A 9,433-nucleotide genomic window follows, 5' to 3' on the forward strand; every position below is an offset into this window, starting at 1 on the left:
CTTTTTATCTTTTCGAATAAATTAATACTTTTAAGCGTCAATAAACCTTGCATCATGAGCATTTCTTTGAATAAAGAGTCTACGAGGCTCTACTTCATCGCCCATAAGCATAGAGAATGTTTCATCAGCTCGAGCAGCATCTTCAATATGAATTTGCTTCAAAATACGATGTTCAGGATCCATTGTTGTTTCCCACAACTCCTGATAACTCATCTCACCCAAGCCCTTGTATCGCTGAATACCTTCACCTTTAGGAAGTTGACGACCAGCAGCTTTACCTTCTGCCAAAACTCTGTCTCGCTCAGCATCCGTATAAACAAAGTCATGTGCTCCCTTGCTCCACTTCAAACGGTACAAAGGTGGCATAGCAACATAAACGTATCCTGCAGTAATCATAGGACGCATATAGCGGAAGAATAGTGTCAAATTCAAAGTAGCAATATGAGCGCCGTCGACATCAGCATCAGCCATAATAATGACTTTGTGATATCGAACCTTGCTTAAATCGAAGTCTTCTCCATAACCACCACCAACAGCAGTAATTAAGGATTCAATAGTTTCAGACTTCATCATTCTGTCAATTGAAGCGCGTTCAGTATTCAAAATCTTACCGCGCAAAGGCAAAATTGCTTGCGTAATAGGATCGCGACCTTGAATTGCTGAGCCACCTGCAGAATCACCCTCGACTATGAATAATTCACATTCCTCAGGATTACTTGACTGGCAATCCTTCAACTTATCTGGCATTCCAGCAGTTTCAAAAATAGACTTGCGACGAGTATTTTCGCGAGCTTTTTTAGCAGCAAGTCGAGCACGAGAAGCTTCTATAGCTTTTTGAATAATATTTTTTGCTTCATTTGGATGAGCATCAAACCAATCTCCAAGCTTTTCAGTCATAACTCTTTGTACAAAAGTCTTAGCTTCAGAATTTCCAAGCTTTGTTTTAGTCTGACCTTCAAACTGTGGAGTTGTAAGCTTTACTGAAACAACTGCTGTTAAGCCTTCGCGAACGTCATCACCAGAAAGATTAGTATCTTTCTCTTTTAAAATATTCTTTTCGCGAGCATAACGATTAACTAAAGTAGTAAGCGCTGCACGGAATCCTTCTTCGTGAGTACCGCCTTCAGTAGTTGAAATAGTATTAGCAAAAGTGTGAACTGCTTCAGAATAAGCAACAGTCCATTGCATAGCAATTTCCGCAGAAATACCAATTTCAAGATCTTCAGCCTCAAAGTCAATAACATCTGGCTCTACTGGAACAGCTTTTCGAGATTTAACTAAGTAATCAACATAGTCTTTAATACCATGCTCATACTGGTAGCTTACACTTCTATGCTTTTCTTCACTAGAAGATTCAGAATCACCTGCAACTTCATCTCCAGCTTCATCTGGCTTACGTAAATCAGTTAAAGAAATCTTCAAACCCTTATTTAAGAAAGCCATCTGTTGGAAGCGAGAACGCAAGGTTTCAAAATCATAAACTGTTGTTTCAAAAATTGTTCCGTCTGGCCAGAAAGTCACAGAAGTTCCAGTAGATTCTCCTTCTGCCATTGGCTCACCTTTTGCCAAAGGAGCAGTTGGATGCTGATCAACATAAGTTTGAGTCCAGTGGAATCCTTGACGACGAACCTCAATTTCTACACGAGTAGAAAGTGCATTAACAACAGAAATACCTACACCGTGTAAACCACCAGAAACAGCATAACCGCCGCCACCAAACTTACCGCCAGCGTGAAGCTTAGTCATAACTGTTTCAACACCAGAAACACCTTCGCCTGGCACTTCATCTACTGGGATACCTCGACCATCGTCGACAACACGAATAGCATTATCAGGCAAAATTGTTACTTCAATATGCGAAGCATATCCTGCCAAAGCTTCATCAACAGAATTATCAACAATCTCATAAACCAAATGATGCAATCCACGAGGACCAGTAGAACCAATATACATACCTGGTCTAATACGAACTGCCTCTAATCCTTCTAGAACGCGAAGGTCACTCGCATCATAATGTTCAGGAGCAAGTGAATCATCGAGTTGAGCATCATCAAGTTTATGCTCTTCGACGGCATTATCCATCGAATTATCTTCCGTGTTTGCCACTTTAGGTCCCTTCACAAATTGCCTCATATCAAAAGGCATTTATAGAGCCAACACATGCTAGAAAGCACATAAAAGGGGATTCTAGCGTTTTAGCCATAATACATGACATTCTACACACATACTATGACCTCTCTTCAGAAAGAGGCWYTTTTACTATTKCATTGTTTGTAAAAATACGTATCATTGAATTTTAATCAACGAAGAGGCCTCGTCATTGGCTTGCGAGAATCCATCTGGCAATAAAAACCGGATGGATTTTTATGTTTTAGCTGATGCTTGGCTTTTTTGTGATATGACAATCCTGCCTACCAGACGTTAGGAGAAAATATATGAAGAATAGGGCTTTGGCTTTCGCTGCTGCTGCCTGCTCGCTGGCAATGTTACTTGGTGGCTGTGGCTCTTCCGCTAAGAATGCACAAACAAACGGTGGCAAGGTTATTATTACCGTTTCAAACTCTGAGCCACAAAACGAATTAGTCCCTGGAAACATTAACGAAAATGCTGGCGCTCGTCCTGCCATGTTGGTTAATTCCACGTTGGTAACTTTCGATGAAAAAGGTAATCCTGTAAATGAGGATGCTGAAAGCATCACTCCAAATGCTGATGCTACCCAGTACACCGTGAAGGTTAAGAAAGGAAAGAAGTTCAGCGATGGCACTCCTATTACAGCCGAAAGCTTTGTGAAGGCTTGGAGCTTCGTCGCTAACGCTAAGAATGCTCAGAAGTGTGCTTCCTTCTTCCAAACCATTAAGGGTTATGCTGATTTGCAGAAGGATGGTACTAAGGGTGACGAACAGCTTTCTGGTTTGAAGGTTGTTGATGAAAATACTTTTACCGTTGATCTGGAACAGCCAGATTCTGTATTCCCAATTAAGGTTGGCTACTTGGCATTTGCTCCACTTCCGGAATCCTTCTACAAGGATCCAAAGGCTTATGGCGAAAAGCCTGTTTCTTCTGGTCCATACTTGTTCAAGTCTTGGGATCACAACAAGCAGATCGAAGTTGTAAAGAATCCTGATTACAATGGTCCGCGCAAAGCTCAGAATGATGGCGTAACTTTCAAGGTTTATACAGATGGTAACGCTGCATACCGCGATGTGCAGGCTGGAAACCTCGATATGACTGATAATATTCCAGATACCCAAACTAAGACTTTCCAGAAGGATACAACTGTTAAGGCTTACAACCGTCCAGGTTCTGTAATCCAGCAGTTCACTATTCCTTCAAGCCTCCCACACTTCGATGTAAAGACTGAAGAAGGTAAGCTTCGTCGTCAAGCTATTTCTATGGCTATAGATCGTAAGGTGATTATCGACAAGATTCTCAATGGCACTGCTTCTCCTGCAAACGAATTTACTTCTCCATTGACTCCAGGCTATAAGGCTGATCTTAAGGGTCACGAGAACGTAGAATTTAATGCAAAGAAAGCTAAGGAACTTTGGGCTAAAGCAGATAAGATTTCTAAGTATGATGGATCTCTTACTTTCTCCTACAATGCCGATGGAAATGCAAAGTCTGTGTTTGATGCTGTTGTGAATTCCCTCAAGAATAATCTCGGAATCAAGGCTGAAACCACCCCAATTCCTACATTCCAGGAATTCCGTAATGCTTGCGCTAAGCGTCAGATTAGGGGTGCATGGCGTGCAGGTTGGATGCCAGATTATCCAAGTGCAGAAAATTACTTGACTCAGGAATTTGCTTCCGTTGCAGCTGATGGCAATGGCTCTAACGAAGGTGATTATAAGAATCCAAAGTTCGACGATTTACTTAAGAAAGCTGCATCTTCTAAGCCAGAAGAGGCTATTAAGCTCTATCAGCAAGCAAACGAAATCCTTCTTGAGGATCTTCCATCTGTCCCATTGTTCTACTCGAACGCTAAGGCTGTGATGGTTCCAACTTTGAAGGGCTTCACAATGGATTGGCAGAATATGCCGCTGTACTATCAGCTTCACAAATAAGCTGGTAGCTAATTAAGAAAACAGCATAGTGTTACATACTTTTTAGAAAGTTAGTAAGTAACACTAGTTGGTTCCTCTCAATAATTTGATATCGCTTATTGCGAAATTGCTGCTCCAGCTAAACTAGTTAAATAAAACTATTGAGCTGGAGCGGCACTTTGTTGTTTTTTGAGTAAGTTTTAACAATTCAAGGAGAATTCGATGGGTAAGTACATTCTGCGTCGTATTTTGCAGATGATTCCTGTTGTTCTCGGCACAACATTATTAGTTTATGCTTTAGTATTTGCTTTGCCTGGAGATCCAGTAAAAGCAATGTTTGGAGAAAAACCTGTTAATCCTGCAGTGGCTGCACAAATACGAGCCGAGTATAACTTAGATAAACCATTTATTATTCAATATTTACTATTCTTAAAGAATGCTCTTACCCTCGATTTTGGTCATACTTTTGCAGGTCAACCAGTTATCGATGAAATTGGTCGTGCATTCCCAGTTACTGTTCAACTAGCAATTATGGCATTCGCTTTCGAAGCAATATTTGGTGTCATATTTGGCATAATTTCAGGTTTGAAGAAAGGCAAGTGGTATGACAGTGTGATCCTGGTTGTATCACTTCTTCTTATTTCTGTTCCAACATTTGTGACAGGTTTCGTAGGACAATACTTATTTGGTGTTAAATGGCGTATATTACCAGTTACAGCTAGTAACGATCCTGGATTCTTCGATTTGCTTCTTCCTGCAATGGTTCTTGGTTCTGTGTCTATGGCGTATATCATTCGACTTACAAGATCTGAAATCTCTTCAAATATTTCGCTTGATTATGTGCGTACAGCTCGTGCAAAGGGCTTAAAAGAAGGCTCTGTTATTGTTCGCCACGTTTTGCGCAACTCGCTTATACCTGTCGTCACCTTCTTAGGCCAGGATTTGGGTGCTCTTATGGGCGGTGCAATGATTTCGGAAACAATCTTCAACATTCATGGCGTTGGATTCCTCACATATCAAGGGATTCTAAAGGGAGAAGGAAACCTTGTTGTTTCCATTGTCACGCTTTTGACATTGATATTTGTATTTAGCAATTTTCTTGTTGATATGTTGTACGCGGCTCTTGATCCGCGCATTCGTTACGCGTGAGGGGAGTACACTATGGAAGATAATTTGATGAAAAATGATTTGATTGCAAATAATGCTTCAAATTGCAATATATTACCGGGGCAAGAACGCTACGTTGCACCATTAGACGATACGCCTATTCAAGAAGTGGATTCCGTAGACGAATCCGCTGCTGCAACGAGTATGTGGGCAGATACCTGGAGAACTTTGCGCAGGAATCCATTGTTTATTGTTTCTGCAGTTTTGATTATTGCAATTATTTTTGTTGCATTCTTCCCAAGCATTCTTACAAAGCACAATCCTAATTATTGCGTTTTGGAACACTCTCTTGAGCCAGCTTCAGCCGCGCATCCATTTGGTTTTGATATGCAAGGTTGCGATATTTATGCTCGAGTTGTTTATGGTACTCGTACATCACTAAGTGTTGGTTTGCTTGCAACTATTTTGGTTGTACTTGTTGGTTCTTTAATTGGTGCGTTAGCAGGATTCTTCGGAGGCTGGGTTGATACTATTCTCAGCCGAATAACTGATATCTTCTTGGCTTTACCAATGCTTCTTGGTGCAATCGTAGTTTTACAAATGTTCCGTACATCTAAATCAATTTGGAAAATTGTGCTTGTTATGGTGCTTTTTGGATGGGTTAGCGTTGCTCGTATTGCACGAAGCGCTGTTATGGAATCAAAAAATCTTGAATTCAATACCGCATCTACTGCTTTAGGATCTACTCCAATACGTAATCTTTTCAAACACATTATCCCGAACTCTTTGGCTCCAATCATTGTTGTTGGAACAACTTCGCTTGGAACTTATATTGTGTTGGAAGCAACATTAAGCTTCCTTGGAATTGGTTTACCAAGTACTACTGTCAGCTGGGGTGGAGATATTTCTACCGCTAGAAATGTTCTTACTACGAACCCAGAAGTCTTGTTCTATCCGTCTATTGCACTCGCAATTACTGTGCTCGCCTTTATTATGATGGGTGATGCTGTAAAGGATGCATTAGATCCGAAGAGCCGTAAGGCGTGAATTTAGCGTGGAGGAATAAAACTTATGAATACAACACGTAAAGATATAGACATTCGCGCCATGCAGCTAGAGCAAGGGCCATTGTTGGAAGTAAAAAATCTCCAGGTTGATTTCACAACAGACTCAAAAAAAGCTGTTCATGCTGTTAGAGATGCTAGCTTCTGTGTTTATCCTGGTCAGTGGGTTGCAATTGTAGGTGAATCTGGTTCAGGAAAGTCCACTTCTGCAATGGCTGTTCTTGGTCTTCTTCCTGGAACCGGTCATGTTACAGGTGGATCTATTAAGCTCAAGGGTAAAGAAATTAGCAGTTTGAAGCCAAAAGAGATTGCTGCTTTGCGTGGTACTGCAATGGGTCTAGTTCCGCAGGATCCTATGAGCAACTTGAACCCCGTGTGGCGTATTGGCGAACAAGTTAAAGAAGCATTAATCGCAAATGGTGTTGACGTTGATCACGAGAAGCGCTCTTCATTAGCTGAGGCTCTTGCAGGCGATTCTGTTCAAGTCAAAAGCAATGAGGATGAAACATTCCTTGGCTCTAAAGAATTACCAGATTTGATTGAAGTCGCTAAGAAAGCTTTGAAAGAAGTTGGACTTGATGAGCATAACGATGCTGAAAAGTTCAATGAAGCTATTGATTACTACAAGAAAGAGTGGGTTCCAGGCTCTGAAACTCGTTGGCGCGTAGCAGACGATTTAATCAAATATGGTGTGAATGACGACAAAGCTTGGGAAATCGCCAAAAAGTATGTTGTAGGTGCAAGCGTTGAAGATCGTATTGCTGGTTTGCTTGACGAAGCTGGTTTGCCAGATGCTGCAACTCGTGCACGTCAGTTCCCACATGAGTTTTCCGGTGGTATGCGTCAGCGCGCTTTGATTGCTATTGGTTTGGCTTGCCGACCGGATTTGCTTATTGCAGATGAGCCAACTTCCGCTTTGGATGTTACTGTGCAAAAGCGTATTCTTGACCATTTGCATACACTAACTGATTCGCTCGGAACTTCTGTTCTCTTCATTACACACGATTTAGGTTTGGCTGCCTCTCGCGCGCAGCATGTTGTTGTTATGTATAAGGGTCGTGTTGTTGAATCTGGCCCATCGTTGGAAGTTTTGCAGCATCCTCAGCATCCGTATACAAAGAGACTTGTTGCTGCCGCTCCAAGCTTAGCTTCTCAGCGCATTATTTCTGTTAAAGAACACGGTGGTAATGCTGATAACTTGCTTGAGCATCACGTAGTAGGTGAGCAAACTCTCGAAAAAAGTGAGCATATTATTACTGTGGATCACTTAACTCGTGAGTTTAAGCTTCCTCGCAAGAAAGAGCTTTTTAAGGCTGTTGACGACGTTTCATTCTCTATTAAGCGTGGTACGACGTTAGCTATCGTTGGTGAATCTGGTTCAGGTAAATCTACCGTTGCGAATATGGTTTTGCGACTTCTTAAGCCAACAAGTGGAACTGTTACTTACGAAGGTAAGAATATTTCCGATTTAAAGGGTGCGGATTTGCTTGACTTCCGTCGCCATGTGCAGCCAGTTTTCCAGAATCCGTATGGTTCTTTGGATCCTATGTACTCAATTTATCGTTCAATTGAAGAACCTCTGCGTATTCATAAGATTGGTGATAAAAAGAGTCGTAAAAACCGTGTGGTAGAGCTTCTAGACATGGTTCGTATGCCTGCTTCAGTTATGACTCGATTCCCGAACGAACTTTCTGGAGGACAGCGTCAACGAATTGCAATTGCTCGTGCTATGGCTTTGGACCCAGATGTTATAGTTTGCGATGAAGCTGTATCTGCTTTGGATGTGCTTGTGCAAGATCAGGTTTTGCACTTGCTTAACGATTTGCAGGCAGAGCGTGGTTTGAGCTATTTGTTCATCACACACGATTTGGCTGTCGTTCGTCAGATTGCAGACGAAGTTGTTGTTATGCAGCATGGAAAGCTTGTTGAGCATGCAACTACAGATGAGGTATTCGATCATCCACAGATGGAATACACTCGCGATTTGCTCGATGCAATTCCAGGAGGAAATTTGGAGCTTGGTTTAGACTAAATAGTACAAGCTGATAAAAAGGTGCAGGTTTTATAGAATCTGCACCTTTTTATTTTTCTATTAATTCCGTGTTTATTGGTTGAGTAATCCATAACTTGTAATCTGTGTTGGTTGCGTGATTTATGTCCGTTGTTTAGTGATGGAGCTGTTTGTGTTGTGTGCATATTAGAGTTGATTACATGATTACAATTACGACTTCGAATTTAAATGGTATTCGTGCAGCTGAGCGCAAAGGTATGCTTAACTGGTCTGACGCGCATACTCCAGACGTGTGGTGTATGCAAGAAGTGCGCGCTCCGCAGGATGCAATCGACCCAATTATGACAAAAATTGAAATGGGATATCGTACGTCTGAAAATATCGTAAATTCTATAAAAAACGATAATTTTACTTATACGAATGAAGTTTGTCGTGTAAAAGGTCGAGCTGGAGTAGCTCTAGTTACGTCTCTTCCTGTAGTAAACAAACGCTACGGTTTGCCTGGCTTAAGCGAGGATGTTGATTCTGGTAGATGGGTTGAAACTGACGTGCGTACCCCTGAAGGGTATGAAATCACTATTGCTTCTGTGTATGTTCACGCTGGAAATGTGGACGATCCGCAAAAAATGAAACAAAAATTCCGCTTTTTAGACACAATGCTTACTCGTTTAGGGGAGCTTCGAGATGCAGCAGCAAGTGGCGGAAATCAAGCGATTTTGTGCGGTGACTTTAATATTGCGCATACTTCACTTGATATTAAAAACGCTAAAGCTAATGAAAAAAGTGCAGGATTCTTGCCAGAGGAACGTGCGTATATTGATCGCTGGATTAACGAATATGAATTTGTGGACGTTATGCGTATGCTTGCAGGAGATATTCAAGGACCATACACTTGGTGGAGCCAGCGCGGTAAAGCTTTCGACAATAACGTTGGTTGGAGATTAGACTACCAGTTCGCAACTCCTGAAATTGCGGAAAGCGCTCGCGGATTTGTGATCGATCGTGCTGAAAGCTATGATGCGCGATGGTCTGATCACGCGCCGTTAAGTATAAAGTATGACGTGTGATGCGTAAGTATTAATTTGCATAATGTGAAATAACTAAGTAATCACATGTGTATATGAATGTACTATATACGCAAATTTTTCAGTGCTTTGCTTGTGCTATTCTGGTGAAGTTAGGCAATTTACAATAATAAGTAATAAATA

Annotated in this window: 6 protein-coding genes; 5 read left to right on the forward strand and 1 reads right to left on the reverse strand. The window is 41.4% G+C overall.

Annotation, left to right across the window (positions count from 1 at the left end):
* Positions 1–30: 30 nt before the first annotated feature.
* A complete protein-coding gene (gyrB, locus tag A5294_RS04490; protein WP_004106076.1) occupies positions 31–2,106 on the reverse strand; it encodes a DNA topoisomerase (ATP-hydrolyzing) subunit B in 2,076 nt (691 codons plus the stop codon).
* 329 nt (positions 2,107–2,435) lie between these two features.
* Between gyrB and A5294_RS04495 the strand changes: the two genes are divergently transcribed.
* The 5 genes from A5294_RS04495 (at position 2,436) to A5294_RS04515 (ending at position 9,292) form a co-directional block, all read left to right on the forward strand.
* On the forward strand, positions 2,436–4,064 hold the full coding sequence (locus A5294_RS04495; RefSeq protein ID WP_064340575.1) for an ABC transporter substrate-binding protein: 1,629 nt from the start codon (positions 2,436–2,438) through the stop codon (positions 4,062–4,064).
* Between the two features lie 201 nt (positions 4,065–4,265).
* Positions 4,266–5,192, forward strand: a complete 927-nt coding sequence (locus A5294_RS04500; RefSeq protein ID WP_004105077.1) for an ABC transporter permease — start codon at positions 4,266–4,268, stop codon at positions 5,190–5,192.
* A gap of 12 nt (positions 5,193–5,204) precedes the next feature.
* Positions 5,205–6,197, forward strand: a complete 993-nt coding sequence (locus tag A5294_RS04505) for an ABC transporter permease (protein WP_004105075.1) — start codon at positions 5,205–5,207, stop codon at positions 6,195–6,197.
* Positions 6,198–6,221: 24 nt separating this feature from the next.
* Positions 6,222–8,246, forward strand: a complete 2,025-nt coding sequence (locus A5294_RS04510) for an ABC transporter ATP-binding protein (protein WP_004105069.1) — start codon at positions 6,222–6,224, stop codon at positions 8,244–8,246.
* Positions 8,247–8,425: 179 nt separating this feature from the next.
* Positions 8,426–9,292, forward strand: a complete 867-nt coding sequence (locus A5294_RS04515; RefSeq protein ID WP_064340576.1) for an exodeoxyribonuclease III — start codon at positions 8,426–8,428, stop codon at positions 9,290–9,292.
* The last annotated feature ends 141 nt before the right edge of the window (positions 9,293–9,433 follow it).

It is taken from the genome of Gardnerella sp. 30-4 (genome assembly GCF_001641215.1).
GTDB lineage: Bacteria > Actinomycetota > Actinomycetes > Actinomycetales > Bifidobacteriaceae > Bifidobacterium > Bifidobacterium leopoldii.

Excerpts from the sequence above, each read along its gene's own strand:
- A5294_RS04500 (WP_004105077.1), top strand. The coding sequence starts at position 4,266 with ATGGGTAAGTACATTCTGCGTCGTATTTTGCAGATGATTCCTGTTGTT.
- A5294_RS04505 (WP_004105075.1), top strand. The coding sequence starts at position 5,205 with ATGGAAGATAATTTGATGAAAAATGATTTGATTGCAAATAATGCTTCA.
- A5294_RS04515 (WP_064340576.1), top strand. The coding sequence starts at position 8,426 with ATGATTACAATTACGACTTCGAATTTAAATGGTATTCGTGCAGCTGAG.
- A5294_RS04495 (WP_064340575.1), top strand. The coding sequence starts at position 2,436 with ATGAAGAATAGGGCTTTGGCTTTCGCTGCTGCTGCCTGCTCGCTGGCA.
- A5294_RS04510 (WP_004105069.1), top strand. The coding sequence starts at position 6,222 with ATGAATACAACACGTAAAGATATAGACATTCGCGCCATGCAGCTAGAG.